This window comes from Glutamicibacter sp. AOP12-B1-11, from assembly GCF_052379245.1.
Lineage (GTDB): Bacteria > Actinomycetota > Actinomycetes > Actinomycetales > Micrococcaceae > Glutamicibacter.
This window is the reverse complement of record NZ_JBQSYL010000007.1, coordinates 1-25830: the sequence shown is the minus strand read 5'-3', so window position 1 is coordinate 25830 and position 25830 is coordinate 1. Positions and strand designations below refer to the sequence as shown.

23 protein-coding genes, 1 tRNA gene and 1 other RNA gene are annotated in these 25830 nt (G+C 61.5%); 15 read left to right on the top strand and 10 right to left on the bottom strand.

Translation table 11 applies throughout. The annotated features are described in order from the left end of the window. Window positions 1–26: 26 nt before the first annotated feature. The gene (locus tag ACT3UQ_RS05510; RefSeq protein WP_444636634.1) at window positions 27–683 is read right to left on the bottom strand and encodes a YoaK family protein; all 657 of its coding nucleotides are present in this window, start codon (window positions 681–683) and stop codon (window positions 27–29) included. 90 nt (window positions 684–773) lie between these two features. On the opposite strand from ACT3UQ_RS05510, the gene ACT3UQ_RS05505 reads away from it, so the two are divergent. Next, entirely contained in the window at window positions 774–1430 is a 657-nt protein-coding gene (locus ACT3UQ_RS05505) for a DsbA family oxidoreductase (RefSeq protein ID WP_105569739.1), read from the top strand. A 51-nt stretch (window positions 1431–1481) separates the two neighbouring features. Here ACT3UQ_RS05505 and ACT3UQ_RS05500 read toward each other — a convergent pair whose 3' ends face one another. Together ACT3UQ_RS05500 and ACT3UQ_RS05495 are read right to left on the bottom strand one after the other, a co-directional pair. After that, entirely contained in the window at window positions 1482–2114 is a 633-nt protein-coding gene (locus ACT3UQ_RS05500; protein ID WP_105569740.1) for a LytR C-terminal domain-containing protein, read from the bottom strand. Window positions 2115–2179: 65 nt separating this feature from the next. Continuing rightward, complete coding sequence (locus tag ACT3UQ_RS05495) at window positions 2180–2479, bottom strand: type II toxin-antitoxin system VapB family antitoxin (RefSeq protein ID WP_181148438.1); 300 nt, start codon at window positions 2477–2479, stop codon at window positions 2180–2182. A 259-nt stretch (window positions 2480–2738) separates the two neighbouring features. On the opposite strand from ACT3UQ_RS05495, the gene ACT3UQ_RS05490 reads away from it, so the two are divergent. Continuing rightward, complete coding sequence (locus ACT3UQ_RS05490; protein WP_444636632.1) at window positions 2739–3779, top strand: isopenicillin N synthase family dioxygenase; 1041 nt, start codon at window positions 2739–2741, stop codon at window positions 3777–3779. A 245-nt stretch (window positions 3780–4024) separates the two neighbouring features. Here the strand turns inward: ACT3UQ_RS05490 and ACT3UQ_RS05485 are convergent, their stop codons facing one another. From ACT3UQ_RS05485 to ACT3UQ_RS05475, 3 genes are all read right to left on the bottom strand, one after another. Further along, entirely contained in the window at window positions 4025–4792 is a 768-nt protein-coding gene (locus ACT3UQ_RS05485) for a response regulator transcription factor (protein WP_181148440.1), read from the bottom strand. A gap of 76 nt (window positions 4793–4868) precedes the next feature. After that, a complete protein-coding gene (locus ACT3UQ_RS05480; protein ID WP_105569744.1) occupies window positions 4869–5240 on the bottom strand; it encodes a VOC family protein in 372 nt (123 codons plus the stop codon). Window positions 5241–5364: 124 nt separating this feature from the next. Then, window positions 5365–5452 (bottom strand) — tRNA-Ser (locus ACT3UQ_RS05475). A gap of 187 nt (window positions 5453–5639) precedes the next feature. Here ACT3UQ_RS05475 and ACT3UQ_RS05470 point away from each other — a divergent pair. The 9 genes from ACT3UQ_RS05470 (at window position 5640) to ACT3UQ_RS05430 (ending at window position 17020) form a co-directional block, all read left to right on the top strand. Further along, on the top strand, window positions 5640–7163 hold the full coding sequence (locus ACT3UQ_RS05470) for a DUF222 domain-containing protein (RefSeq protein ID WP_444636631.1): 1524 nt from the start codon (window positions 5640–5642) through the stop codon (window positions 7161–7163). Between the two features lie 88 nt (window positions 7164–7251). After that, an RNA gene (gene ffs / locus ACT3UQ_RS05465) (signal recognition particle sRNA small type) lies at window positions 7252–7348 on the top strand. Between the two features lie 27 nt (window positions 7349–7375). Further along, the gene (gluQRS, locus tag ACT3UQ_RS05460) at window positions 7376–8296 is read left to right on the top strand and encodes a tRNA glutamyl-Q(34) synthetase GluQRS (RefSeq protein ID WP_105553497.1); all 921 of its coding nucleotides are present in this window, start codon (window positions 7376–7378) and stop codon (window positions 8294–8296) included. A 9-nt stretch (window positions 8297–8305) separates the two neighbouring features. Beyond that, window positions 8306–11887: a DNA polymerase III subunit gamma and tau gene (locus ACT3UQ_RS05455; protein ID WP_444636630.1), complete on the top strand. Its 3582-nt coding sequence runs from the start codon at window positions 8306–8308 to the stop codon at window positions 11885–11887. 115 nt (window positions 11888–12002) lie between these two features. After that, on the top strand, window positions 12003–12620 hold the full coding sequence (gene recR, locus ACT3UQ_RS05450) for a recombination mediator RecR (protein WP_105553499.1): 618 nt from the start codon (window positions 12003–12005) through the stop codon (window positions 12618–12620). Between the two features lie 157 nt (window positions 12621–12777). Then, entirely contained in the window at window positions 12778–14385 is a 1608-nt protein-coding gene (locus ACT3UQ_RS05445; protein WP_258133569.1) for a DHA2 family efflux MFS transporter permease subunit, read from the top strand. A gap of 5 nt (window positions 14386–14390) precedes the next feature. Further along, a complete protein-coding gene (locus ACT3UQ_RS05440) occupies window positions 14391–14861 on the top strand; it encodes a MarR family winged helix-turn-helix transcriptional regulator (RefSeq protein WP_105553500.1) in 471 nt (156 codons plus the stop codon). Between the two features lie 148 nt (window positions 14862–15009). Beyond that, entirely contained in the window at window positions 15010–15561 is a 552-nt protein-coding gene (locus ACT3UQ_RS05435; RefSeq protein WP_105553501.1) for a hypothetical protein, read from the top strand. A gap of 172 nt (window positions 15562–15733) precedes the next feature. Continuing rightward, window positions 15734–17020: an aspartate kinase gene (locus ACT3UQ_RS05430; protein WP_096285600.1), complete on the top strand. Its 1287-nt coding sequence runs from the start codon at window positions 15734–15736 to the stop codon at window positions 17018–17020. Window positions 17021–17095: 75 nt separating this feature from the next. On the opposite strand, the gene ACT3UQ_RS05425 is transcribed toward ACT3UQ_RS05430, so the two are convergent. Continuing rightward, window positions 17096–18703 carry an alkaline phosphatase D family protein gene (locus tag ACT3UQ_RS05425; protein ID WP_444636629.1) on the bottom strand — a complete coding sequence of 536 codons (1608 nt, stop codon included), beginning with the start codon at window positions 18701–18703 and terminating at the stop codon, window positions 17096–17098. Between the two features lie 183 nt (window positions 18704–18886). On the opposite strand from ACT3UQ_RS05425, the gene ACT3UQ_RS05420 reads away from it, so the two are divergent. Continuing rightward, complete coding sequence (locus ACT3UQ_RS05420; RefSeq protein WP_444636628.1) at window positions 18887–19585, top strand: ferritin-like domain-containing protein; 699 nt, start codon at window positions 18887–18889, stop codon at window positions 19583–19585. A 103-nt stretch (window positions 19586–19688) separates the two neighbouring features. Here ACT3UQ_RS05420 and ACT3UQ_RS05415 read toward each other — a convergent pair whose 3' ends face one another. After that, window positions 19689–19901 carry a hypothetical protein gene (locus tag ACT3UQ_RS05415; protein WP_146112463.1) on the bottom strand — a complete coding sequence of 71 codons (213 nt, stop codon included), beginning with the start codon at window positions 19899–19901 and terminating at the stop codon, window positions 19689–19691. A 212-nt stretch (window positions 19902–20113) separates the two neighbouring features. Between ACT3UQ_RS05415 and ACT3UQ_RS05410 the strand changes: the two genes are divergently transcribed. Further along, a complete protein-coding gene (locus ACT3UQ_RS05410; protein WP_146112464.1) occupies window positions 20114–20467 on the top strand; it encodes a hypothetical protein in 354 nt (117 codons plus the stop codon). A 15-nt stretch (window positions 20468–20482) separates the two neighbouring features. Here ACT3UQ_RS05410 and ACT3UQ_RS05405 read toward each other — a convergent pair whose 3' ends face one another. Both ACT3UQ_RS05405 and ACT3UQ_RS05400 read right to left on the bottom strand, forming a co-directional pair. Next, a complete protein-coding gene (locus tag ACT3UQ_RS05405; protein WP_105553674.1) occupies window positions 20483–21154 on the bottom strand; it encodes a response regulator in 672 nt (223 codons plus the stop codon). Window positions 21155–21168: 14 nt separating this feature from the next. Beyond that, window positions 21169–22833, bottom strand: a complete 1665-nt coding sequence (locus ACT3UQ_RS05400) for a sensor histidine kinase (protein WP_105553504.1) — start codon at window positions 22831–22833, stop codon at window positions 21169–21171. Window positions 22834–22966: 133 nt separating this feature from the next. Between ACT3UQ_RS05400 and ACT3UQ_RS05395 the strand changes: the two genes are divergently transcribed. Further along, window positions 22967–24418 (top strand): CitMHS family transporter, encoded by a 1452-nt coding sequence (locus ACT3UQ_RS05395; RefSeq protein ID WP_258133590.1) that lies wholly within the window; start codon window positions 22967–22969, stop codon window positions 24416–24418. 318 nt (window positions 24419–24736) lie between these two features. After that, the gene (locus ACT3UQ_RS05390; RefSeq protein WP_146113362.1) at window positions 24737–25420 is read left to right on the top strand and encodes a multidrug efflux MFS transporter; all 684 of its coding nucleotides are present in this window, start codon (window positions 24737–24739) and stop codon (window positions 25418–25420) included. Window positions 25421–25830 lie beyond the last annotated feature (410 nt).

Below are 25830 nucleotides of genomic sequence, written 5' to 3'. Positions count from 1 at the left end.
GCCCCGGTCCGCGGGGGCAGCATGGTTTAAAGGGCGGTGCTATCCAACCGGCGCTCGCGCCACAGCCCCAGGCTGGCCCAGGCCAGCATGCCCCCGGCCACCAACCACAGGGCGCCCAATCCCAGTAGCAGATAGGCGAAAGCCCCGCAGACCGAGCCGAGGGTGATCATCGCCCACAGGATCGCGTAGGGCACCCACAGCGCACGGTTCGCCCCGGACAGCGCCCCGGCCAGATGCTGGCCGAGTTTCACCAGGGTGCCGGTCATATAGGTCAGCCCCAGCGAAACCTCCCCGGAGCGCGTGTAGCTGACGTTGACCGCGCCCATGGCTGCGGCCAGCAGGCAGGCGGTCAGCACATTTCCCGCCGCACCCAGCACGGCCGCGCCCAGCAGCAGGGTGGCGGATAGATACATCACCCGGGGCCGCCGGTAGCGCGTGGCCCGGGCGGAAAACAGGGTTGCGAGCATGACTCCCAAGACAAAGCTCGCCACAAATCCCATGGCCAACCACCATCCGCTCGCGTCTCCGGTGGCCAGGGCCGCGGAGGATCTGGTGGAGTTCCCGGACATGAAGGAGAGGAAATAACCGGAGAAGTGCAAGAAGCCCACCCCGTCGACGAAGCCCGCCATCATGGTGATTCCGCCGGCAAAAATAATGCCCTTATAGCTCAACGACTTGGCCATCGTCCTCCTGACGGTGCATAGGTTCTGCCTATTCCATCTTGCCATCGCCGCGGCGGGAATGTTGCGCAGCGGCTAATTGTTGAAGCTTGCATGAGTGAAAAACGAGTCCGTGTGGACATCTGGTCCGATATCGCCTGCCCCTGGTGCTTCATTGGCAAGCGCCGCTTCGAAAAGGGCGTAGAACAGTTCGAATTCTCCGAGAACGTCGACGTCTTCTGGCACGCCTACCAGCTGGACCCCACCCTTCCGGAGCGCTACGACGGCGACGAGGTGCAGTACCTCTCCGAGGTCAAGGGCATGGATCCCGAGCAGGTCAAGGGGATGCTGGCGCATGTCACCGAACAGGCGGCCGGCGAAGGACTGAACTACAACTTCGACGCGCTGCGCCCGGCGAACTCCTTCACCGCGCTGCGCCTGCTGGAGCACGCAAAGTCCGCGGGCAAGGGCAGCGAGCTGAAGGAGACGCTGCTTTCGGCGCACTTCGAACGCGGCCTGGACACCGGCGACCGCCAGGTGCTGGCCACGCTTGCGGCCGAGGTGGGACTCGACGAGGCAGAAGTGCAGGAGACCCTCGGCTCGACGGCCTACACCGAGGAAGTAAACGCGGATATCGCCCAGGCCCGCCAGCTGGGCATCAGCGGAGTGCCGTTCTTCGTCATCGACGGCAAATACGGGATCTCCGGGGCGCAACCGGCCGAGGCCTTCACCAATGCGCTGACCCAGGTGCATGCCGGAGCGGTGAACTAGCTTCGCGCACCGGCTGAGCGCAACGACAGCCCCCGGAGATCTTCGCCGCCGCTATTTAGACTCGGCGCAGTGCAGCTTTCCGGGGGCGTCATTGAGCTTGCGTTCCTTCTCCAGCCCCTCGAACTTCGCCCCGACCTCCAGGTCGATGCGCGCATCACGGCGCTCCTTGTCGAAGACGAACACCGCCCCGGGCAGCTGGCGCTGAACGCTCAGCGCCTGGGCGTACCCCTTGGGTCCGGCGATCACCGCACCCACCTCGTTTGCGTAGTCGCTCGCTGATTCGGTGATCGAGGTGATGGTGAAGCCGCGCTCCTTGAGCGTTTCTGCGGTCGCCCCCGCCAGCCCCGATTCTCCGGTGGTATTCAGCACCCGGACCTGCACCGAGGCTGGATCCTGCACCTTGAACTCAACGTCGGGGCATACCGGATTTTCGATGGTGACCGGCGTATCGGCCACCGCCTCCTCCGCCGGTTCCTCGGCCAGCGGCCAATTGCCGGTAAAAATCAGCACCGCGGCCACAAAACCGAGCACAACGAGCGATGCCATCACGGAGAACACCACGTTCTGCCGGGTGCGGCGGCGCTTCTTGGCCTGCAGATCCGATTGGAAGGCCAGCTCGGACTCGCTGACGATATGCTGCCCATGCCAACTGCTTGGATCGCGACGATCCTTCGGCTCGGTCATTGGCCTACCTTCCCTGCGCACCTTTCGGCCTGCGCCCTGAGGCTATCTTGATCCGAGCCTACCCGTTAGGCGTCTAAATCCAACACCCTTGCGTGCAGCACCGATCGATGGTGCAAGGCCGAGCGCAGCGCCCGATGCAGCCCGTCCTCCAAATACAGCACCGATTGCCAACGCACCACGTGGGGGAAAAGATCTCCGTAGAAGGTCGAGTCTTCCGAAAGCAGCGCCTCCAAATCGAGCACCGTTTTCGTGGTCACCAATTCGTCGAGCTTCACCTGCTGCGGCGGAATTTCGCTCCACTGCCGAGAGGTAGTTAATTGATGCTCTGGGTAAGGGCGCGAAGCGCCAACGGCTCGGAAGATCACCTTCCAAGCATATGGAAACCCGCCGGCAAAAACACATTCCCAGGCGTTGGGGCGCATTATTCATCGCGGACGCCCAGCGCGTGAACAGGTGACGGGCAGTACCGTGAACACCCGGCGTAAACCCCTCGGAAGATTCGCCATCGCGTAGCTTGCGCCTCTATGAAGCAAAAAGCAAGGATTGTTACGACGGGAGAAACTTGGAGGAACCCGGCGTAACGGACGCTAGTAACAATTGAGTTTTTGGGTGCAGTCTAGGTGTATGAACAACGTAGTCACCGAGATCCCAGTCCTCGACATCTCTACCTCACGCAACGCCGACGGAAGCTTCAACGAAGCCTTCGTGGCAGCGCTGCGCGATGCCGCGCACCGCGTAGGGTTCTTCCAGATCGTTGGCTACGCCTCGCAGGCGAACCAAGACCAGGAACTGCTGGATACGATTGCCGAGTTCTTCAAGAAGCCCGTCGCTGAGAAGATCAAGCTCGATAACCGCAACAGCGCCCAGTTCCGCGGCTACACCCGCATGGGCACCGAAATCACCCGCGGCCGAGCCGATGCCCGCGAGCAGATCGACTACGGACCGGAGCGCGAGACCCTGTCCGAGGTGCCTGCCGACAAGCCTTATTTGAACCTGCAGGGCCCCAACCAGTTCCCGACAGATTTCCCGCAGCTTGAGGAACGCGCCTTAGCGTGGGCCGAGCTGATGAACCAGACCGGCCACGAGCTGCTCGCGGCCATCGCCGTGGGTCTGGGCCTGCCCGAAGACCACTTCGACGAGCCATTCGCCGACACCCCGTCATGGATGGGCAAGCTGGTGCACTATGTTTCCGGCGACGTCGTACCCGACGCCGGCAACCAGGGCGTGGGTCTGCATGCGGACTACGGCTTCGTGACCTTGCTGCTTCAGGACCAGGTGGGCGGACTGCAGGTGCAGCCCTACGGCCAGGAGGAATGGATCTCGGTGCCGCCGACCCCGGGCGCGCTGGTGGTAAACCTCGGCGAGATGCTCGAAGTGGCCACCGACGGCTATCTGATGGCCACCATCCACCGAGTGGTCGCCCCGCCAGCTGGCGTCGACCGCTACTCGGTGCCGTTTTTCTACTCCCCGCGCCTGGACGCGGTGGTCGACAAGGTGCAGCTTCCGGCGGAACTCGCTGCCGTAGCGCGCGGCGTATCGGATGATCCGCATAATGCGATGCTCGCCTCTTACGGTGCGAACGTGCTCAAGGGCTGGCTGCGCGCTCACCCGCAAACCGCTGCCATTCACTACCCGGAACTGAGCAACAAAAAAACCAGCGCCTAGCCGCCGGCCTAACCACAATGCGTGAAGGCTTCGACTTGGTATTGCGCTACCATTTCGAAGCCTTCACGCACTCAAATGGGTACCAGTAATGATTGCCGCCTTGCGCGGCAGCTAGTTAATCCCCCAAGATCTAACCTCATTCAGCACAGCACCCCTATGGCTCAGGGCCATGGTGATTATTCTGCTCGATAATCCTCAAGGGTTGATTATCGGATGCTCAAGATTCGCTCAATGTTTCGCTGTGGCTAGGAACGCGAGTTTTGCTCGCCGACCATCCGGTATCCGACCCCGCGCACCGTCTCGATCCACAGCTCCGTTCGCGCCGAATCGCCCAGTTTTCGTCGCAGATTTGCGATATGCACTTCAATGCTTCGCACGGCGGCGGGCGACACGTATAGGTCCACCGCACCTGCCCCATCCTCGTCATTCAGCATTCGGGCCAGTTCCTTCTTGCTCCGCACATGCCCTGGATGCAGCAGCAACGCGCGCAGCAAGGAAAATTCGGTGGCGGTCAGCTCCACCGATTCTGCATCGATCATTACCTGCCACGTCACGACGTTCAGCGTTAGATTTCGATGGCTAAGTATTCGACCCCGCTGGCTCTCGCCTAAGGCCAGCAACCTACTGGTGCTGGCCTGGCGGCGCACGAAGGAATCGATTCGTGCCCTGAATTCCCGCTCTCGCAGCGGCTTGGACATCACGCCATCGGCGCCCGCGTCAAAGGAGTGCACGACATCGAATTCTTCATCGGATTCAAGCACCGCAAGCAAGTGGGCACTAACGCGATTTGAGAGCCGGCGCAGGGTCTCATGGCCGTCGATGTCCCGAAGTCCGGACCCAACCACTATCACCTGAGGGTTGATTCGTTCGGCTAGCTCTACTCCAATTTCTCCAGAGGAGGTCTCGTGCACGACAAATCCAACCTGTCTTAGCAGGCGCGACAACACCGCTCGAACCTCAAACTCGTGCTCGATAACTACGGCTTTACGGACGTCCCCTGCCAAGCTAGTCACAACCCCCATTTGGTGACATAAATCACGCACTGCGTGAAGATCCATGCTACCGGATGGGGGCGTTCTTCGCGCCTGCCTAGGCCTCCTGCTCCGACAAAACGCAGAATTCATTGCCTTCCGGGTCAAGCAAGACGATCCATGGGAAATCACTGGATTCGACTTCCGCATATTTCGCACCGAGACTCAAGAGCCTCTCGACCTCTTCGTCTTGCGTGCAGTCGACCGGGCGCACATCGAGATGCACGCGGTTCTTGATCGTTTTCTCCTCCGGCACCTGAGCGAAGGTCAAGACCGGGCCTTGCGAGTCCTTAGTTGCCTCGGCAGGACCTATCGTCACCAAGCCGGCTTCTTCGCTGAGCACCGAATAATCGAAGACCTCGCCCCAAAAACGGGCAATCAGTACCGGATTCTTGCAGTCAATGGCCAGTTCTGCGAACCTGCAACCCATTTTCAATCTCCCACATGATGGAGGAAAAGCGATTCGCTGTCCCCTCGATTACCTTGCGCGTCGGGATGCTACTCCCAAGCCCGGACTTAAATGCGAAAACCCCCGATTTCTCGGGGGTTTCCTTTGGCGGAGGATAGGGGATTTGAACCCCTGAGGGCGTTAACCCAACACGCGTTCCAGGCGTGCGCCATAGGCCGCTAGGCGAATCCTCCTCAGTTTGCTCCGTGGAGCAGGTACCAGCATATCTAAATATCTCCACAATCACGAATCGAGAGCCTTGTGGGTTCAACTACACGTATTTTCAGCAAAAAATTGGCGAAATTTCGGGGATTATCTAGTTTATCCACATCTGGCGCTCGTCCGCCGAAGACCCTATCCGCGGCACTGGATACTTAAAACATGAACAAACGAGAGGTATTTCATAGCGGCGATGATCCTCATCGGCTGCATATCAGTCCGCCGGGCACCAGAACCGATCCAGGTACCGACGGCGTGTGGGCTGCCCACGTTGAGCAAGAAACGATCTTCGCGAAGCTAGCAGCAACTATCAAGAGCCTTCATGAGCAGGGCAGGGCAATCGAACCAGCCACTGGGCTCAAGCAACTGGAAACCCTTGGTCGGATACGCAGTATGTTGGATGCGGCAGAAGCTGCGTTACTGGCCGATACCTACGAGCTGACTAGCAAGCAAGCCGCCTTGTCCGGCACTCAGGACCCTTTAGTCGAAGACACTTTGCAAACGCAGTCTGCAGTGCATTTCGGAATTGATCCCGAAGCGGAACCTTTGGTTCGTTCGTCATTCATTTCCGAGGCATCTGGTGCACTGCGGCAAAGCGAACGCATAGTCCAAGGCAAATTATTCACCGCCGAGGGGCTTCGTCACCTCTGCCCCGATACCTTGAACGAGCTAGGAAAGGGCGCCATCACCACCAAGAGCGCCACGGAGATCGTTCACCAGGCGCAGGACCTTGAGCCCGAGAACGTGCAACAGATGCAAGAAGTACTCTTGCCGATCGCTCGCACCGGCTCGGATCGCACGGTGAAGGATCGTGCTCGCAAAATGCGTGAACGTTTCTTGCCAGAACCTGCGGAGACGAGACATGAAAAAGGGCGTGAATCTCGTTCGGTGATCTGGTGGCCGGAGGCCGACGGCATGGCCGTGCTTCAAATTCGACTTCCAGCCGAGGATGCCTTGGCAATCATCAACACCATCAACTGGCACGCCACGAAACATGATGACCCTGATGATCTGCGCAACGAGCAACAACGCCGCGCCGATATTTTCCGGGACGCTTTGCTCGATGGCTGGCCGGCCGGAAACGGCACTCCGCTCAAAGCGCGGGTGGCCTTGACCATCCCCGCCTTGCAAATGCTCGCAGATCCGACTCGAACGTTGGCCGATCTGGAAGGCTACGGGCCAATCGCCCTAGGTGCAGCCTTGCGACTGGCAAAGGATGCTCCTTCGCTGATGACGGTGCTCACCGACCCTTGGTCCGGTGCCGTCATCGACGTCGGGCGAAAGAAGTACCGCCCAACGAAAGCCCTCAAGGACCTCCTGCGATTACGTGATAACCACTGCAGGTTCCCTGGTTGCAACAGACTTCCGGATTCCAGTGAAATCGACCATGTCGATGACTGGGCCAAAGGCGGGCATACGAACCGCGACAACTCGCAGCTACTGTGCAAGCGGCACCAAATGTATAAGCACGCCTTAGGTTGGCAGGCCACATACATGGCCGACGGTTCGGTCAATTGGCGTTCGCCGAACGGAATCTTGCAGGTTGAGCTACCGGGTAGCGTCACCAGCGTGCAGAACTTCGACTTTGAACGGAGCCAAACCCCGATGCTCCCCGCCTCGGAATTGCCTGCTCGAGTTCGCCGGATTCTAGGTTGGTTTGACCCGCCGGATTCGAAAGCCGGGTGACATAGCCTCCTTCCTTTCAGGGGTTGGATTGAGAGCAAGCGCACGGCTACCGATTTTCATCCACCCCCAACTTTCGGGTAGTATCTTCTGTGACCCCTCGTGTGGTGTCATCCTGTTGAACTCCCCCAGGACCGGAAGGTAGCAAGGGTAGATGGGCTCTGGCAGGTGCATGAGGGGTCTTTGATTTTTCTAGCAAGCCGAATGGAGTTCGCGTGGGCGTTGGTCGTTTCGCCCCAAGCCCGACCGGGCAACTCCACCTGGGCAATCTGCGCACCGCAATTCTTGCTTGGCTTTTTGCCCGGTCCACCGATCGGCAATGCCTTCTGCGCATCGAAGACCTTGACCGAGTGCGCTCCGGCGCCGAGGAGCAACAGCTTTCGGAGTTGGCTTCCATCGGCTTGGAGTTCGATGCTCCCGTGGTCCGCCAAAGCGATCGCCTCCCCATTTATCTCGAAGCAATCCAAGCTCTTCGCGAAAACGGCTTGGTCTTCGAGTGTTTTTGCACGCGCAAAGACATTTCAGAGGCTGCCAGCGCGCCGCACGCGGCACCCGGCGCATACCCCGGCACGTGCCGAAATCTCACTGCCGAAGAACGTGCCGAAAGAGCCCGACAACGGCCGGCTGCTCTGCGCCTTCGTTCCACGGTTGACCAGTTCACCATTCACGATGAGCTTTTCGGGCCTTACACCGGCGTGGTGGATGATTTTGTGTTGCTGCGCAATGACGGCTCCCCCGCTTATAACCTTGCAGTGGTCGTTGATGATGGCGCCTCCGGCATTGACCAGGTTGTTCGCGGTGACGATTTGCTGTCCTCCGCCCCACGCCAGGCATACCTAGCGCAGCTGCTCGGATTGCCTATTCCTACGTACGCCCACGTCCCGTTGGCATTAAACGTTCAAGGCCAACGTCTGGCTAAACGCGATGGTGCGGTTACGCTCGAAGACCTTTCCGAAAAAGGACTAAATGGCGCACAGATCCGCGCCTACTTGTTAGAGTCATTGGGCTTGCCCGGCACGTCTTTGCAGGCAGCTTTGGACTCCTTCAACCCTTCAGCTTTGCCTCGCGAGCCTTGGGTCGTAGAACCAGAATTTATTGTTGACCAGTTGATGCCTCCGGCATCGCACAACCGATAGGGTACCGGTGTGAGTACAGCGCTTTATCGCAGATACCGTCCAGACACTTTCGCCGAGGTCATCGGGCAGGAACATGTCACGACCCCGTTGATGACTGCGTTGGAAAAGAACCGGGTCAATCACGCGTACCTGTTTTCCGGTCCGCGCGGTTGCGGCAAAACGACCAGCGCACGCATTCTGGCGCGTTGCCTGAACTGCGCGCAGGGGCCGACTCCTACCCCGTGCGGCACCTGCCCCAGTTGTGTCGAGCTGGCAAACGGCGGCCCCGGTTCCTTGGATGTCATCGAGATCGACGCCGCCAGCCACGGTGGTGTCGAAGACGCCCGTGATCTGCGTGAACGTGCGACCTTCGCGCCTACCCGCGACCGCTACAAGATTTTCATCATCGACGAGGCCCACATGGTCACCTCGGCGGGCTTCAACGCCCTGTTGAAGATCGTCGAAGAGCCACCACCACATATCAAGTTCATTTTTGCGACGACCGAACCGGACAAGGTCATCGGCACCATCCGTTCGCGCACCCACCACTATCCGTTCCGCTTGGTGCCGCCCGAGGCACTGCTGGCATACCTCAAGACGCTCTGCGAACGCGAAAACGTAGTGGTCGCCGACAGCGTGCTTCCGCTGGTGATTCGCGCCGGCGGCGGTTCGGTGCGCGACACCCTCTCGGTGCTAGACCAGTTGATGGCTGGTGCCCGTGAAGGAGGCGTGGACTATGAGACCGCCATTGCCTTGCTCGGCTATACCCATTCCACGCTGCTCGATGAGGTCATCCTCTCCCTGCACGAGGCCAACGGCGCTTCGCTCTTTGGCGCCATCGACCGCATCATTCAAACCGGCTTGGATCCGCGACGTTTCGTTGAAGATCTGTTGGAACGCATGCGCGATCTGATCATCGCCAAGGCGATGCCTGAAGGCCTGGAGAAAATTCTGCGAGGCACCCCAGCCGATCAACTGGAGTCGCTGCACATGCAGGCCTCGCTGGTCGGCGCCGGTGAACTGAGCCGTTGGGCCGATGTGACCAACCAGGCGCTGACCGAGATGACCGGCGCGACCTCTCCGCGATTGCACTTGGAACTGTTGGCGGCGCGTTTGATGCTGCCTGGAGCGGAAAACTCGGCGAGCTCTTTCGCCGCACGCCTCGATCGCTTGGAACGTCATGCGATGACCGGCGGCGCGCTTCCAGAGCTCCCGGAAGGCGAAATGCCAACGCAGTCATCGGGCGTTGCCCCCTCCCCCGCGGCGGCCCGCCAAGGAGCGGCCGCGGTACGCGAGGCCCTTGCCGCCGCGAAGTTGCGCAATGGCGGCGTCGAGTCGGCAGCCCAGGAACAGTCCTCCGCCGGCACTCCCGTAACGCCGGCGCAGCAGCCCAGCGCCTCCCAGCCCCAGACGCAGCCGACCGCGCCAGCTCAGGCGCAGCAGGAACAGAAAGTTGCCCCTAGCGAGCAACAGAACGTCCAGCCGCGGGAGCAAGAACCCGCGCCACGCGAACAGCAGCACCAGGAAGCACGAGCTCAACAGCCTTCGCAGGCGCAGCAACAGCCAGGTCAGCCTCGCGAACAGCAGCCGCCGGTGACGCAAGAAGAGCCAGATATTAACGCTCCGCTGGATCCGGACGCCGCCCGTTCACTCAACACCGGCGAAGCGGCCGATTGGGGAGCCACCTGGGGCCCGAAGGAAGACTTGAATCCGGTCACCACTCCGGTGCAGCCGGGTCCGAGCGTTCCCGAAGCTCGTCCGGAAGGCGTCGCGCCGTTCAGCCTGGTTCCAGATCCGGCCGCAGGGGAAGACTTGTCCTTCGGTACTGGTGTTTCCATCGATGACGTGAAGCAAAATGCGGCGATGGCCGAGTTCACTCGCCGTGCGGCTGAAAATCGTCCTCAGCAAGCCCCGCAGCAGGTTGACCCTCGCCAGATGCAGCAGCAACAGCCGCAGCAAGATCAACAAGCTCAAGGCCAAGCGCAGCCTCAGCAGCAGGCGCAGAACCAGGCACAGGAACAGGCAGCCCACGAGGCACGCCGCCGCGCCGAGGAACAGGCAGCTCGCGAGCAGGCCGAACAACGTGCCGCAGCGGAACGGGCCGAGCAAGAAAAGCTCGCACGCGAGCAGGCCGAGCAACGCGCCGCTGCAGAACGGGAAGCTGCAGCACAGCGTGCTGCCCAGGAGAAGGCGGCACGCGAGCAAGCCGAAGCGCAGCAACGCGCACAAGCCGCTCGAACTGCCCAGCAGCAGGCGCCACAGCAACCGGTCCAGCAATCCACGCCGCCAGCACAGCAGTCGAATGCTGCCGGGGCATCGGTTCAGCAGTTCCAGCAGGCCTGGCCGGCGGTCTTGGAGCAGCTGCAGTCAAGCTCCAGGGTGCTCCATTCCATGGTCGCCAACTATGGTTCGGTCGCCGGTTTCGATGGCCGCACGCTGACGATCGCGTTCAGCAATACCGGTCCGATTGTTAATCTGCGCAATCGTCCGGACATGATGCAGATATTGGTAGGCATCCTGTGCCAGGTGGCAGGCCAACAGATCGAAGTCGTACTTGCCGAGGGCGGATCGGCACCCGCCGGTGGTGGTTCCCCAAAAGGTGAACGCCGGCCAACACCGGCGTCCTCCCCAGCAGCAGCCACCAACGTACAGGCTCCGATCGCTGGGGTAGCGCCCAACGCTCCGTCGCGCCCGCAACCAGCCGGCGCTCCGGCTCCGGCTCCGGCTCCGGCCAGCAAGCCATCGCCATCAGGTGATTCGGGGTACGTCAGCAGTTACGACGATGTGCCGCCTCCGCTGGACGAGCCGTATATGGACGAGCCCCCGTACCCCGACGACGGGTACGGCACGTCTGGCAGCCCAGCGCCGCAGGCTCCCACCGTTCCGGCGACGGGCTCAGCGGCAATCCCGCAACCAGCAAAGCCGCAGGAAGCTAGCGCATCATCCGAACTCGCTGCGGCCGTGCTGGAACCCGTGGCTCCAGCGCCGCGAGGTACCGCTCCGCGCTCCTTTGACGGCCCCCCGGTGGCCCCGCGTCCCCGGCTGACCGCCGGGCTCAGCGCACGCCAGGCAGAGGTGGGAGCCCCGGTAATCTCGCGTCCGGTTTCTTCCACACCGTTGCATCCGGGCAGCACCACCGATACCTTCGAGTCCAAGGCGATCCGCGAGCCGGAGCCGGAGGCACCAACGCCGGCGCCGGTTGCCCCCGAGCCTGTTCGGGTGGCACCGCCGAAGCCTTCCGTGCAGCCTGCCACCGAGTCCGCTCCCGCATGGGGCGCACCCGGCGAACCGGCCGAGCAGCCAATTGCCGAGGCCCCGGCGCCGACCGCCGGACAGCGGCTCAGCCGCTACCAGCAGCTGATGAGCCAGGCCAAGGACAGCGCTCCGGCAGTGCCGGTGGAAAGTTCCGCCAGCAACTGGGGCACGCCGGATCGCGCCCAGCCTCCGTCCCCGGCCCCAGAGCCGGAGGAGTTCACGCCCAGCGAAGACGACATCGAGGTCGAGGATTCGGCACTCATCGGCGTCCCCGCGGTAGAGCGGCTGCTCGGCGGCATGGTCATCGAGCAGCGTGACGTTAACGGAAATGTCGTGGAAATTAAGCGCGGGCTCTAACCGCCAAACTGTCTAGGTGAGACACTAGGGTATAGGACGGTGGGATACCACCGCAGGCCAATTATGGCACCGCAAGATCAATGGACGTTTGAGCTGTCAGGAAAGTGGGCATTAGGTGTACGAAGGTGCTGTTCAGGAACTGATCGACGAGCTCGGTCGGCTACCCGGCATCGGTCCTAAATCGGCGCAGCGCATCGCTTTTCACATTCTCGATGCCGACGCCGAGGATATGACGCGCCTTGCCGCGTCCATCCAGCAGGCCAAGGAGAAGGTCCGCTTCTGTGAGATCTGCTTCAACATTTCCGAGCAGAACACCTGCGGGATCTGCCGCGACGAGCGCCGCGATACCAGCCAGATCTGCATCGTCGAGGAGTCCAAGGACGTGCTCGCCATCGAGCGCACCCGCGCCTTCAATGGCAAATACCACGTGCTGGGTGGCTCGATTAATCCGATCGCCGGGATCGGCCCGGAACAGCTGCACATTCGTGAGCTGGTCACCCGCCTGGGTGACAGCTCGATCACCGAGCTGATCCTCGCCACCGACCCGAACCTGGAGGGCGAGGCCACCGCAATCTATCTGGTGCGTCAGCTCAGCCCGCTGGGCATCAAGATCACCCGTCTGGCTTCTGGCCTGCCCGTGGGTGGCGACCTGGAGTACGCCGACGAGGTCACCTTGGCCCGCGCCTTCGAAGGGCGACGCAACACCATCGCACCGAGCACTTCACGGGCCTAGGTTCCCTGCCACACGAGCATATTTCATGCTGCCCGGTCCATCACCAGATGGTCCGGGCCTTCTTGTCTGTGGACTCAACCACATTGGTTGATAATGGTCAACTATCGACATATAGTTGATATCAGTCAACTTTATCTTTGAGTCCTTTGGAGTCCGCATGACCGCAGTAGCACCGGTCGAAAAACCCAAGATGAGCCACCGGCAGATCATGCAGTCGCTGACCGGTCTGCTTATGGGCATGTTCGTTTCAATCCTTGCAGGCACGGTAGTGTCCAGCTCCCTCCCGGTAATCGTTTCTGACCTGAACGGCAGCCAGACGGCGTTCACCTGGGTGGTTACCGCCACCCTGCTTGCCACCACAATTTCCACCCCGATCTGGGGAAAGCTCGCCGACCTGGGCAACCGCAAACTGCTATTGCAGATTGCCCTGGCCATGTTCGTGCTTGCCTCCGCGGCCGCCGGCTTCGCGCAGAACACCGAATTCTTGATCTCCATGCGCGTGATCCAGGGCCTGGCAGGCGGCGGCATGGGCGCGCTGAGCCAGATCGTGATGGCAGATATCCTCTCGCCGCGCGAACGCGGCAAGTACATGGGCCTGTTCGGGGCCGTTATGGCGCTGGGTACCGTCGGCGGGCCGCTGATCGGCGGCTTCGTCACCGACACCATCAACTGGCGCTGGAACTTCTTCGTCGCGCTGCCTTTCGCCGTCGTGGCAATCATCTTGATCCAGCGCACGCTGAACCTACCAGCCATCGCCAAGCGCAAGGTCCAGATCGACTACCTAGGCATCATGCTGCTCGCCTCGGGCGTGGCAATGCTGCTGATCTGGCTTTCCATGGGCGGCAGCCAGTTCGAATGGAACTCGGCCACCAGCTACCTCATGGTGATCGGCTCGATCATCCTGCTGGCAGTCTTCGTGCTCGTCGAGTTCAAGGTTGCAGACCCGCTGATCTCCCTGCAGCTGTTCAAGAACCGCACCTTCACCTTCGCGGTGATCGCCTCGCTCGTGGTGGGCATCTCGATGTTTGGCACCTCGGTGTTCCTCAGCCAGTACATGATCATGGCCCGTGGTGCCACCGCCACCCAGGCCGGTCTGATGACCTTCCCGATGATGGCCGGCCTCCTGGTCGTCTCCACCATCGCCGGCGCACTGATCTCGCGTTACGGTAAATGGAAGGCCTTTGTGGTCACCGGTGCCGTACTGCAGGTTATCGGCCTGTACCTGCTGGGCACCATCCACTACGACACCGCCTTCTGGCTGGTGGGCCTCTACATGTTCATCCTCGGCGCGGGCGTAGGCCTGGTCATGCAGAATATGGTGCTGGTGGTGCAGAACTCGGTGGATCCAAAGATCCTCGGCGTCGCTTCCTCAGCGGTCACCTTCTTCCGCACCTTGGGCGGCACCGCAGGCACCGCAGGGCTGGGCGCAATGCTCGCGGTCACCATTCCGAATATGATCGCCGAGCGCCAGGGCGAGCTGACCAACGCCATCGCCTCGCTGGGCGACAAGGCCGCCGAGGTCGGTGCGGCGCTGAGCTCCGGTTCCCTGCCGACGATCTCCACGCTGCCCGAACCCGTGCGGATAATTCTCGAATCGATCTACGGCGATGGAGTGGCAGGCTTGTTCGCCTTGGCCGCGCCGCTCGCGCTGATCACCGTCGTCGCGGTGATCCTGCTGCCTAACCAGCACTTGAACACCAAGACCAATACCGAGCGGCTGGCCGAGGAATCCGACGCTTCTTCCACCGCGGATACCGACGCCTAGCCACCGTGGATACCTTGGATGAAGCGCAGCCGGAGACCCGGCGCGGGGTGCTATTCGACGACGCCGAGCAAGAACTGTTCACCTTGATCTCGGTGACCGCCAAGTCGCGACGCACCCTTGCCGCCCGGCTCGATGAAAGGCTGCCGCCCGCGGCGGTGCCGGTGCTGGGAATGATCCTCAAATGCCAGAGCATCACGCAGTCCGAAATTTGCGAGCACCTCATGACGGACAAGGCCACACTTTCCCGCCTGGTCACCCGCCTCGAAGAGCTCGGACTGGTCAGCAGGCAGGTCGATGAAGCCGACCGCCGGGTCTCCAACCTGCTGCCCACCGAACTGGCCAAGGAACGCTGGCACGGATGGCTGCAGTCCTGGCGCGAGGGCTTGCGCGAACGCATTACGCAGTGGTCCGACGACGACTTGGATCATTTGGTTGGCTTGCTCGGCAGGCTCAACACGGATTTGCGCGAACTGTGAACCATTGGCGCGGAGCCGCGGCCTTCGGTGAAGGCCGCGGCTCCGCGCCATTTGCGCGCCCGGATCGGCTGATGACCCGGCAGCGACCTTGGCCGCCAGGCTACATGCGGGCTGGTTAGTCCTTGGCTGCAGTGGCTACACTCGTTTCATGGCAATCAAGGGCAGCAATATCGAGGCAATCGCCAAGGCCACCGGCACCGGGTGGGACCAATGGGTCAGCCGGCTCGAAGCGGGCGGAGCCAGCGAGCTGGCGCATAAACCGCTCGCCTCGCTGGCCTACGAGATGATGCCCGCCGAACTTTCCAATCCCGGTTGGTGGGCCCAGTCCGTGGCCATCGCCTACGAGCAGCACATCGGACGCCGGGTCCCGGGCCAGTCCAGCGACGGCACCTTCAAGGGCTCCGTTTCGGCCACCATGGCCGCCGATCTGGACGGCGCCCTGGCTCGCTGGGTGGAGGCCGTCGGCGTGCGAACCGACTTCAACGGCGCGCAGCTGGTGGGGGAAGCCTCCGTCAGCGGTTCGGATCGATGGCGGTATTGGAAGGCCGAATTCAGCGACGGAAGCCGGGTGAGCGTGAACATCTCACTCAAGGGCGACAAGGCAAGCGTAAGCGCTGAGCATTCACGGCTCTCCAACCCTCAGGTATTGGATGGCTGGAAGTCATTTTGGCGACAAATCTTAGCCACAGCGCGCAAATGACCCGCATTTCCAGGCATCGAAACACCAAAGGCTAGGCAATATGACCAATGGTTACCTTCACAACTAGGTGATGCACCCGCGGTACTGACACAATTATCTACGGTAGATATGTCGCATCTGTGCTGGCAGCACGATGCGCATCAACAACTTTCATCAGTTGGAGTGTGCGCCCATGGGCCTGATAGTTCAAAAATTTGGCGGTTCGTCCGTATCCGATGCCGAAGGCATCAAACGCGTCGCGCGCCGAATTATTGATACCAAGGCGCAGGGCCATGAAGTCGTTGTGGTCGTTTCCGCAATGGGCGACTCCACCGACGAACTGCTCGACCTCGCGGCCCAGCTCACCGAGGACGCCCCCGCTCGCGAAATGGACATGCTCCTTTCGGCCGGCGAACGCATCTCCATGTCGCTGCTGGCCATGGCCATCGACCAGTTCGGCGAGAGCGCGGTCTCCTTCACCGGATCGCAGGCGGGGCTGATCACCGACTCAACCCACGGCATGGCACGCATTATGGAGGTTTCTCCGCAGCGTATCCGCCGCGCCATCGACCGCGGCTTCATCGCGATCGTCGCCGGCTTCCAAGGCATGAGCAAGGAATCGAAGAACATCACCACCATGGGCCGCGGCGGCTCGGACACCACCGCGGTGGCCCTTGCGGCCGCCCTCGGCGCCGATGTCTGCGAGATCTACACCGACGTTGACGGCATCTACACCGCCGATCCTCGCGTGGTCGGTGCCGCGAAGAAGATCGACGAGATTTCCAGCGAGGAAATGCTGGAGATGGCGGCCAGCGGCTCCAAAATCCTGCACCTGCGCTGCGTGGAGTACGCCCGCCGTTTCGGCGTGCCGCTGCACGTGCGCTCCTCATTCAGCACCAACGAGGGCACCTGGGTGCTCCCGGACCCCAACGACAAGATCAAGATTCAAGAGGGAGAACCCTTGGAACAGCCAATCATCTCCGGTGTTGCCCACGACCATTCGGAAGCCAAGGTCACTATCATTGGCGTGCCTGACATCCCGGGCAAGGCAGCACAGATTTTCGGGGTTATCGCGGCCGCGCAGGCAAATATCGACATGATCGTGCAGAACATCTCGACTCGCGGTACCGGCTCCACCGATATCTCATTCACCCTGCCGATGACCGAGACCAAACGGGTTCTCGCGGCGCTGGAAACCTCCCGCGGCGAAATCGGCTTCGAGGATATCGAGCACAACGACGAGGTCGGCAAGCTCTCGCTCATCGGTGCGGGCATGCGCTCGAACCCAGGAGTTTCCTTCACCTTCTTCGAGGCGCTGCACCAGGCCGGGGTCAACGTGGACATGATCTCCACCTCGGAGATCCGCATTTCGGTGGTAACCGACGCGGACAAGCTCAATGACGCGGTCCGCGCCATCCATACCGCTTTCGATCTGGACACCGACGTGGAGGCCACCGTGTACGGCGGCACCGGACGCTAAATACCAGCGAAAGCGGCGGCGCAGATCTTGAGGATCTGCGCCGCCGCTTTTTAATGCAGCAGTTACGGTGGCGGATTAGCGCGCCGGTTCCAAGGTCTTGGCGTAGACGGTCTCGCCGAGGCCATTGCGCAGCGAAACGGTGAATCGCTCGGACTCGTCGAGGTCGACATGGCCGAAGAACTGGCCCTTGCCGTCGCGCGGCGACTGGTTGGTGGTTCCGGCGAGCGCGAATTCCACCTTGGGTCCGAAGGTCCCGTCCATCTTGTTCGGACCGAAGGATCCTGCATTGACCGGACCGGCCACAAATTCCCAGAACTCGTTGAAGTCGCCGAAGGCGGCGCGCTCCGGGGAATAGTGGTGGGCCGCGCAATAGTGCACGTCCGCGGTCAAGAAGACCACGTTTTTCACGCCGCGGTCCTTGATCGCTTTGAGCAGCCTGGCGAGCTCCAGCTCGCGGCCCAGCGGTTCGCCGTGCTCGGCGTTGGCGATCGATTCCTGGGCCTTGCCGTCCGGAACGATGACGCCCAGCGGCAGGTCGTTGAAGATCACCTTCCAGGTGGCCTTCGACTTCTGCAGGCCCTCAACGAGCCAGTTCAGCTGTTCCTCGCCGAGGGTCGTGGTCTCTTCGGCTTCCAGTCCGGCGGTATTCTCCGACTTGTGGCTGCGCATGTCCAGGGCGAAGAGGTCCAAGGCCGGTCCGCGGGAGATCTTGCGGTAGATCCGGGCAGGCTCAAACCCGGTGCCCCCGCGCATGGCACGCGGATCGGCGATGGGCTGGTATTCCTGCCAGGCGCGGCGACCGCGGGCAGCGAGGGTATTGACATCCCGCACGGTGTATCGCTCGTCTTCGATTGTCTCCCCGGCCCACCAGTTGTTGTGGGTCTCATGGTCATCCCACTGCGCGATGACCGGAACCTCGGAGTACATCGCGCGCACATTTGCATCCATGTGGTTATAGCGGTGCCGGCCACGGAATTCCGCCAGGGTTTCGGCGACCTTCGAGACCTCCTCGGTGACCAGGTTGCGCCAGATTTGGCCATCTGGCTCCATAACTTCGGCGGCGATCGGGCCATCGGCGTAGATGGTGTCGCCGCTGTGCACGAAAAAGTCAGGCTTGGTCGCGTGCATGGCCGCGTAGGCCCGCATGCCGCCGATTTCCTCGTTGATGCCCCAGCCTTGGCCTGCCGTATCGCCAGACCAGACGAAGCTTTGCGCCATCGATGCGCTGTGGTTCCGGCGGCCGGTGAGCGAAGGCGCGGTGAGGAAGGAACCGGTGTTGGTTTCTCCCAGGGTCCCGTTCTCGTCCTCGAAACCGATGGTCACCGCGAATCGGGTGCCCGCCGGCAGGTTGGATGCGGAAATCTTGGCGGTGAAGTCGGTGTTGGAGTTCGCCTGCGCACCGCGCAGGGTTCGTTCGAATGATCCGCGGCCGCGAATAATCGCTCCCGCCTCGTCGATGGCACGCAGTTGCGCCCGTAGCCGGCCTTCACCGGTGGCGCGTGCCCAAAGCACCGCGTTGTTGGTGGAGACATCTCCCATCGAGAAGCCATTGGTGAGGCCTAGCCGCGAACGGACCAGGCGCGGACTATTTGCGGCCAGTGCCGAACCGGCCGGGGAAATAAGCGTCAGAGCACCGGCGCCCAAGGCGCCAGTGAGCAGATTGCGCCGTGAAATTTGTGTCATGATCACCAGTATTTCGCGGCGAGTTAGCCGCATGGTGTCAGCTGCGTGAACAGCTCACGAAACACGGTACTGATGTTTAATGTTTCAACGGCTCGTGCTGACCCATCCCACGGCTACCGTGGAGCTATGCAATTCACATCATGGTTGGCATATTTTGAAGCAAACTCGAGGCTGCATGACACGATGAACGCGCAATTGAACTGGAGCGGTGTTCCGGCGCTAACGGAGAATGCACGACGCGGATTCATCCGCTCTTTCCAGCGTCTTGAGCTTGGCGAAAGCGGCGAAGGCAGGCACTTGCTAGGTTTGGCGGAGCGGGCCGGCGACTCGACCTACGTACGAGCACTTGAGCTCCTGGTGCGCGAAGAACAGCAGCATTCTCGGTTGTTCGGACAAGCGCTGGATTACCTGGATGCCCCACGCTTGGAATCGCACTGGTCGGATAAGGCCTTCACCCTGCTGCGGCGAATGTTGGGGTTGCGTACCGAGCTCGGGCTGTTCCTCATTGCTGAAAGCGTCGCCATGGGATATTTCGAGGCCCTAGCAAGCCATGCACCGGCTGCGACACTGCGCGGGCTGGGAAGAAGAATCGCCTCAGACGAACGAAACCACCTTCGTTTCCAGATCGACCGTCTGCGTCAGGGGTTTGAGTTTACGCCCAAGCCGCTGAAACATGTCGTACGTGGAATCTGGTCGGTGGTGGCGGCAGGCGCGGCAGTTGTTGTCTGCTTCGACCACGCTCAGGCCCTACGGGCATGCAGCCTGAATCCCGCGCATTATTGGTTCCGAGCCATGAGCAGATTCAATGAGGTGGCTCGGCAGGTATTTTCCGGAACAGCTCCCACCGCCCTGGGTCCCCTGCCGCCAACGAACATTGCATGACTTTTGCTGCATATCTCGTCCAAGCGGACGTATCACAAAGGCGAAGGTTTCTGGCCCCGCTCCACTAGTTTCGCCTCAACCTTGCCAACAGCTTGCGCGCAGTTCAGGTCTCTCGTGATTCCACGCGAGATTTCTCGACCGCCAGGCATACGAGGGTGACGGTGTGGCCTCCTACGGAGAGGAGAATCAGGTACAAGCCCCACGGGTCAGGAATTCGCTGGTTCCAAGCGAGGGACATCGATACGAATATGGCGATGAAGAATCCGGTCGAATATTTGCTCAGTAGAGTGTTCCCGCGCCCGTCTGGATGTTCCATAGAAAGAGACGCTACCCCAATGTGGCCGCTTGCAACAAGAAACTTGAGCCAGGTACGAGTCCAACGCTGGACTGTCCTACTTAAGGTTGAGGATTGAACTCGATAATTCATCCGATATGCGCTGTCTTGACCTAACAGAAATAGATATGCTGAGATTTGAACGCGCAGTTCTCTTAAGATTGCTGGACAAAACCTGGCTGGAGGTAGCTACGATGCATTCAAACGAACCGTTGGGGATGCCAATGGGTCTCAAGGTCTTCGTGGCAGCGTGCTTTAGCGTGGGATCTATATTCACCGGCGCTCACGGACTGTTCGTGGTTTCTTTGCTCGCCGCATTCGGGGCCACCATCACCGGAATTACGGCCGTTGCGAATGCTGGTAAAGCTGCCCCGAACTCGGCAATGCTAGGAATTGCGGCTGGTACGTTGTCCATGCTCGCAACGGCCTTCGCATTGACGGCGCCGATAACAATTCCGTTTGGAATCGTGGCGCTCTTAGCCGCTATCCCGGCTGTCATCTGGTTTGCTTTTTGGGTGAGGAACCGAGAATTCATCCAGCGCTCGTAATAGTTTCGTCCGCGATTACCTCGCCAGGTAGCGGTGCTCGGGACGTCCCCTGGTCCCATAACCCAACTGCAGGTCGAGCATCTCGCTGGCGACCAACGACGCGAGGTAGCGTTGGGCAGTCGCCCGTGCGACGCCCACGGCTTCGGCGACCTCGGCCACGCTCAGCGGTTCGCTGGATGCTTTGACGCACGCCATGACCGCCTGCTCGGTAGGTGCAGCATTAGCGGCAGCTGGCGCATCTTCGATCCCTTGCAGGGTCCGGTACAACCGATCCACGCCTTGCTGGTCAAGGTCGGTAGCGGCCGCCAGCTGCCGGCGGTACCGAGCCCACCCCTTGAGTTTTGCCGCGAGCGTCTTGGCTCCGAAGGGCTTGATGATGAAAGCCAGGGCGCCTGCTTGAAGAGCCGCCGCAACATTGGCCGGTTCGGTGGCGGCAGAAATCATAATCGAGTCGATTTCGATTTCACGCAGCAGTTCGATGCCGCTGACATGCGGCAGGTAGAGGTCCAACAGCAGCAGATCTGGTTGCAGTGACGCGACAAGCTTGGGCACGGTGCGGGGGTCTTGCACCGGTTCCAGGGCTTGGAACCCGGGGATCTCATTGACCATGTCGGCGTGCAATTGCCCGACGCGAAAGTCATCGTCAACGATCAATACCCGGTAGTCCCCCACGGCATTCTGTGTCATTTTCGTTCCCTTATTCATGAGAAGTTCTTCGGTTCACTCAGTACCGCTGGAAGCCGGGCCGCGATCACGGCCCCGCCCTGTTCCCCGCCGGCGTCGGCAATCCACACATCACCGCTGCGCGAACGGGCCAACCGGCGAATCAGCGGCAGCCCCACGCCGGAGCCGTGCCCCTCGCCGAGCGAGGACCCGGTGCTCACCCCCGGGGCGAAGATATCTTCCTCGGTGCTGATCCCCGGCCCCGAATCGGCGACCGCAAGGTGCAAGGTGCTCCCCTCGGAGAGCAGATCCACCTCAACCCACGGATCCTTGCTTCCGCACAGGCTCGCGGTGAAGGCGTTGTCCAACAGGTTCCCCAGCACCGCGGTGACGTCCTGGGCGTCGCTGGCCGATGCGATCTGTTCGAAGAGCATGGATTGCGGCGAGACCCGCAGCTCGATGCCCAGCTCGTGGGCGCGCACCCCCTTGGCCGAAAGGAATGCGGAAAGGTAAGCGTCTTTGACCAGTTCCAGGCCGCCGACCGGTGCAATCACCGGGCCGGCGTCCATCACTTCGCGCAGGTACTCCTCGGCCTGATCGGTTTTGCCCAAGGTAATCAGTCCGAGGACCGCGTGCATCCGGTTGGCGAACTCGTGGCGCTGGGCGCGCAGCGCGTCGGCCATATCCTGCACGGCATCCAGTTTGGTGCCGAGCGCTTCGACGGTGCTGACGTCGTGGAGCAAGACAACCTGGCCAAGATCCACCCCGTCGCGCACCACATCCGAGACGCGGGCAACGATCGCATTCGAGTTGGCTTCCAGCCTGATGGGAGCCGGCTCATGGTCTTTGATTGCCTTCACCAAACGCGGGTCGAGATCGGCCGACTCATAGTGCCGGCCAATGATGTCCGCCAGCTCGGTACGGTGCGGCAATCCAAGCAATTGGCGTGCAGCCTTATTGCGCACGGTCACCGTGCCGTCCGGCCCCAGTCCGATCACGCCCTCGCTCACCCCGTACAGCACCGCCTGCTGATCACGCACCAGTTGAGCGATTTCTGCGGGCTCCAACCCCAGGGTCTGGCGCTTGAGGGTGCGCACGGTGAAGCGTCCGGCCAGAGTTGCCAACAGCGCGGCAAGCACCGCGAACAGCACGATCCAGCCGAAGGAGGCCACCAGTGCACCGGTCAGCGACTCGGTGGCCACCCCCACCGACACCTCGCCGATAACCCGTCCGTCGACGGACCGGATGGGCACCTTGGCGCGCACCGATTCCCCGAGAGTGCCATGCTCGCGGGCAATGTCCTCCACTCCGCTCAACGCCACCGGGTCGGTGGAGACCAGCTTTCCCAGCTCGTCCGGGTTCGGGTGGCTCAGTCGCAGACCGCGGTCCTCGGTGATCACCACAAAGGTCGCCTGGCTTCCTTCGCGCACGGCCTCAGCCAGTTCTTGCAGCTTTCCGCTGCGCAGCTCTTCGAGGTCCAGCTCATCGCGCTGCGCGTAGTCCGTCACCTCGCGCACCACCTCCGGCAAGGCGGCGACCGAACGCGCAATCCCCAGGGAGGTGTCTTCGCCCTGGTCGAAGACCCTGTTGTAGCTCACCAGCAGGGTCGCGGTAGTCACCAGCGCGAAAAGTACGCCGAGCACCACGAACTGCGGACGCATGATCCGCGAGGCAAAGTGCAAGGTGGCTGTGGAATGCGGCATCTGTCCAGCATAAACCGTCCGTGATTTTAATGAGCAAAAAGATTGCAAAAACCTAAAGGGATCAGAAAACGAACAACCCCGGATACGTGAGCGCCGCCACGTAGCTTGGATAAGTGCCCGCACCCCTGCTGGCATCATCACTTGCCACACACTTCAGGAGGTCCGCGCAATGCTAGTTGCTCTCGGATTCCTCATGATCATCACCTTCATGGCGCTGATCATGACCAAAAAAATGACGCCGCTGTTGGCGCTCATCCTAGTTCCCACCATCTTCGGCCTGTTCACCGGCGCCGGCTTTGGCCTCGGCGACATGATCATGGACGCGATCAAGTCGATGTCGGGCACCGCCGCCCTGCTCATGTTCGCCATCATGTACTTCGGCATCATGATCGACGTGGGCCTGTTCGACCGGCTGGTTTCGGGAATCCAGAAACTCGTGGGCAACGACCCGGCGAAGGTCGTCATCGGCACCGCCCTGCTGACCGCCATCATCTCGCTGGATGGCGACGGCTCCACCACCTTCATCGTGGTCACCGCCGCCCTGCTGCCCATCTACCAGCGTCTGGGCATGAGCCCGGTCGTCTTGACCTGTGTGGCCGGCCTGACCAACGGCACGCTGAACATCGTGCCCTGGGGCGGTCCAACCGCTCGCGCCGCGGCAGCCTTGGGCGTGGACGCGGCAGACATCTTCGTGCCGATGCTCCCATCGCTGGGCGTCGCACTGATCGTGATTGCCATCTTCGCCTGGCAGCTTGGGCTCTCCGAGCGCCGCCGGCTGCAGAAGGATCGCCCCGAGCTGTGGGGCACCGGCTTCGGCGGCGGAAACCTGGGCGGCGGCAAGCCCAAGGACGGCACCTCGCCTTCGGGCTCCTCGGTGGCAGTCCTTGAATCCGTAGCCCGCAAGGGGGATGGCTCGGAGGCCGCGACCATGGACGGCACCGTGCTCGATCCGGACCGCGAGACCCTGCGCCCGAAGATGTTCTACTTCAACCTGGCGCTCACCGTGGCCATCATGGTGCTGCTCATCGTCGACGTGCTGCCGCTGGCCTACCTGTTCATGGTCGGTACCGCCATCGCGCTGGTCGCCAACTTCCCGAAGGTCAGCGACCAGGTGAAGATGATCGCCGCGCACTCCAGCGAAATCATCGCGGTGGTCTCCATGGTGCTCGGCGCGGCGGTACTCACCGGTGTGCTCTCCGGAACCGGCATGGTCGACGCGATGAGCCTCTGGCTGGTCAACATCATCCCGGACTCCCTGGGCCAGTACATGGCGGTCATCACCGGCTTGATTTCGATTCCGGCCACCTTCCTGATGAGCAACGACGCCTTCTACTTCGGCATTCTTCCGGTCCTCACCGAGGCCGGCGCGCACTTCGGCGTTCCCGCGGTGGATATGGCTCGCGCCTCCATCACCGGACAGCCGGTGCACATGCAATCTCCGCTCGTCCCGGCAATCCTCTTGCTGGTCTCGCTCTCTCGTGTGGATCTGGGCGATCACCACAAGAAGGTGCTGTGGCGTGCGGCCGTGGTCAGCCTGGTCATGCTCGCTTCGGGCGTGCTCTTCGGCGCAATCCACATGGGCTAAACCCCCAGGACCTATTGGTCCGTCGTCAGCCAAGCTCCGCGAGACTCGGTATTTTTACCGAGTACCGCGGAACTTGGTGTTTAAGGAGCGGGAGGGAATCCGAGCCGCACACTTTCGGTTCTAGAGCCGAGTCCATGTTCTTGGGCCTCCCTGTCCTTCCTCTCGGGAAAATACGTGGAGATGTTCTTGAGCCAACCGGACATTGGACGAACTGTAGTTGTGGTTTATCGGTTCACCCAACCTTGAACCAATCAACGCTTGGGAAGACCGCTACAAATCCCGTGTGTTCATCCGGTCATCCTCGTCCTGCCCATCGCCGTGATCGCTCTCATACTGGGAGCCGTCAAGCGCAAGAACATCACGACACCGGAACACACGACTCACGACGTATTCTCGCTCGTTCTATCCGTGCTTGGCATCGGCTTGGCCCTCCCCCTCGCACCTACCAAGGCGTTGAGAATGGGCACATTGACTACCGGACTCTTCCTTGTCCCGGGAGGCGTCCTGATCGCGCTGGTCTCCGCAGCGGGCTGCCGGATCTACGACCATTTCGGCCCACGGCCATTGGTCGTCCCCGTCGGAATTATCTGGGCGGCGAGCATCTGGTTCCTCAGCACACTCGATGAGAGCAACAGCGGCTGGTTGTACCTCGCCGCCTATCTTGTCCTCTCTGCATCCCAGGCGATGATGTGGGCACCGATAACCACCTTGGCCCTATCGTCCCTGCGCCCCGAGCTCTACCCGTACGGGAGCGCTGCATTCACTACCGCGCAGCTACTCGCCGGTGCCGCCGGCGGCGCGGTCCTCGTTGCCATGTACACGATCGGAGCAAACGCAGCACAGACCGGAGCCCTGACCGTTTCGCAAACCGTCGCCGTAGGACAAACGGCGTTCACCACGGCCGGTGTCATTGCGATGTTGGCCGTCAAAGGCACCTTCTTCCTCGGAAAGCGCCGCCAACCGGCCCCACTAACCGGTTCCACACCCAACAAACAACCGTAACGTCGACTATCCACGAGTACGTCGGGATCAATCCCTCGACCTAGCAGTAGCACCAGCTGGCCGCGCCGCGCACAACTACAAGGCCAGCTGTTGTCGCGTGCCCATTGCGCGACGAAGACCAGCTGGCAGGCCATTGTCGGTTGGACGAGGAAAATGACAGAATTCGCTGTTTTAGGATCTGCCTATGACTTTGCCTTGAGCCGTCTAACAAGCCGATCAGTCTATAGTTGCGATGTGGGAGATCAGGCGGTGGACGTCGAGCGAACTCTCACGGTTGCGCTGAAGAAGGGCTGGACACAAGCGGAGCTGAACAGGATTGGAACGCCCACCTCTGAACAAAACACCTAGGAACATCTCCATGCGAAAACCAGTCGCAGCCGCATCCCTCGCCTCAGCTCTACTGCTCGCCG

Bases quoted from the DNA above. Each gene is read 5' to 3' on its own strand.
- ACT3UQ_RS05510 (WP_444636634.1), bottom strand. From the start codon at position 683: ATGGCCAAGTCGTTGAGCTATAAGGGCATTATTTTTGCCGGCGGAATC.
- ACT3UQ_RS05505 (WP_105569739.1), top strand. From the start codon at position 774: ATGAGTGAAAAACGAGTCCGTGTGGACATCTGGTCCGATATCGCCTGC.
- ACT3UQ_RS05500 (WP_105569740.1), bottom strand. From the start codon at position 2,114: ATGACCGAGCCGAAGGATCGTCGCGATCCAAGCAGTTGGCATGGGCAG.
- ACT3UQ_RS05490 (WP_444636632.1), top strand. From the start codon at position 2,739: ATGAACAACGTAGTCACCGAGATCCCAGTCCTCGACATCTCTACCTCA.
- ACT3UQ_RS05480 (WP_105569744.1), bottom strand. From the start codon at position 5,240: ATGGGTTGCAGGTTCGCAGAACTGGCCATTGACTGCAAGAATCCGGTA.
- ACT3UQ_RS05470 (WP_444636631.1), top strand. From the start codon at position 5,640: ATGAACAAACGAGAGGTATTTCATAGCGGCGATGATCCTCATCGGCTG.
- ACT3UQ_RS05445 (WP_258133569.1), top strand. From the start codon at position 12,778: ATGACCGCAGTAGCACCGGTCGAAAAACCCAAGATGAGCCACCGGCAG.
- ACT3UQ_RS05435 (WP_105553501.1), top strand. From the start codon at position 15,010: ATGGCAATCAAGGGCAGCAATATCGAGGCAATCGCCAAGGCCACCGGC.
- ACT3UQ_RS05430 (WP_096285600.1), top strand. From the start codon at position 15,734: ATGGGCCTGATAGTTCAAAAATTTGGCGGTTCGTCCGTATCCGATGCC.
- ACT3UQ_RS05425 (WP_444636629.1), bottom strand. From the start codon at position 18,703: ATGACACAAATTTCACGGCGCAATCTGCTCACTGGCGCCTTGGGCGCC.
- ACT3UQ_RS05420 (WP_444636628.1), top strand. From the start codon at position 18,887: ATGAACGCGCAATTGAACTGGAGCGGTGTTCCGGCGCTAACGGAGAAT.
- ACT3UQ_RS05415 (WP_146112463.1), bottom strand. From the start codon at position 19,901: ATGGAACATCCAGACGGGCGCGGGAACACTCTACTGAGCAAATATTCG.
- ACT3UQ_RS05410 (WP_146112464.1), top strand. From the start codon at position 20,114: ATGCATTCAAACGAACCGTTGGGGATGCCAATGGGTCTCAAGGTCTTC.
- ACT3UQ_RS05405 (WP_105553674.1), bottom strand. From the start codon at position 21,154: ATGACACAGAATGCCGTGGGGGACTACCGGGTATTGATCGTTGACGAT.
- ACT3UQ_RS05400 (WP_105553504.1), bottom strand. From the start codon at position 22,833: ATGCCGCATTCCACAGCCACCTTGCACTTTGCCTCGCGGATCATGCGT.